Source organism: Romboutsia maritimum (assembly GCF_002251085.2).
Taxonomy (GTDB): Bacteria; Bacillota; Clostridia; order Peptostreptococcales; family Peptostreptococcaceae; genus Romboutsia_B; species Romboutsia_B maritimum.
The window spans coordinates 1-1,128 of sequence record NZ_NOJZ02000085.1; the positions used below are offsets into that span (position 1 = coordinate 1).

A 1,128-nucleotide genomic window follows, 5' to 3' on the forward strand; every position below is an offset into this window, starting at 1 on the left:
GTAATAAGTATGGTTTTTCAAAGCAAAAGGTTGATTATATTTTGAAAAATAAAAACTATATTTGAGTATTTGAATATCATGGAAAAAAAGAAAAGAATGGGCTAACTTTGAAAATAGATCCTATAGTATCAAAGCATATTTGGAATAAGGTTAATTATAAAAAAGTATAAATCTTAGATCTGTACTTTTTGATTTACATTATGAATAATAAGAACTTATTTTAAGGTATCTAGTAAAAATACCCTTAAAATTTATTTAGATTTTAAGGGTATTAACTAAAGACTACAAAGTGAAATTTTAAGATTTATTGACTTTATACTTATCAAATCTGAAAGTCACAATAGTTTTTACAACATATACAATCAAAATAACAAAGGCTATACATAGTGCTAATTTAGAAATAAATATATAACCTAACGCTCCAATTAAAAGTATTAATCCATATTTGAAAAGTATAAGACCATAATCTTTGCTTAACTTAAGTTCATCGTATAATTCTCTTTGATCTTTAGAAATAAAGTAATATCCTTGTATTAAAATTGATGCTTTGCTTTTAAAAATAAAAAATACACTAGATAATAAAAATAGTGCACATGACATAACTAATGCTACATTTAACAAATTGATTCTCTCCTTTTAATTTTAAAAAAAATATATTTTTTTTATTTCAACTATTTTCTAAAAATACATTTCATGTTATCAAGTTAGTTACAGTGGTTATATAAGAAACATGAAATCTATGGAGATATTGTTACTTAAAAAACTATATATTAAATCAGTTATTTTTTAGTTATTTCTTAGTTGTTTTTCATTTTTTTAGTTTTATATTTAATATATTTTTTTTAAATTTATTCTGATTTTCTTCTACCTTTTAGCTTATTTTTATTATTATAAATTTCTATATTTTTTTCTTTTATATTCACATCTTCAAGTAATGGTGTAAGTAAATTTTCAAATAACTTAGACATAGTTATATTAGAATCTATAACTACAGTCTTTAATTTATCAACGATTTCTTTATCTAGAGTTACGCCTACTTGTTCTTTGCTTTTCTTCTTTTCTTTTTTCACAATATCATATATAGATATTGATGTTTTACTTGATTTAGTTTCATGTATAACTGTTGAC

General features: G+C 21.3%; 2 protein-coding genes. Both read right to left on the minus strand.

All coding sequences use genetic code 11. The annotated features are described in order from the left end of the window. Positions 1–297: 297 nt before the first annotated feature. Positions 298–621, minus strand: coding sequence for a DUF3784 domain-containing protein (locus CHF27_RS13840; protein WP_095406519.1), 324 nt, complete (start codon positions 619–621; stop codon positions 298–300). Positions 622–848: 227 nt separating this feature from the next. Then, a partial coding sequence (locus CHF27_RS14335; protein ID WP_115976374.1) for a hypothetical protein occupies positions 849–1,128 on the minus strand: 280 nt, incomplete at its 5' end.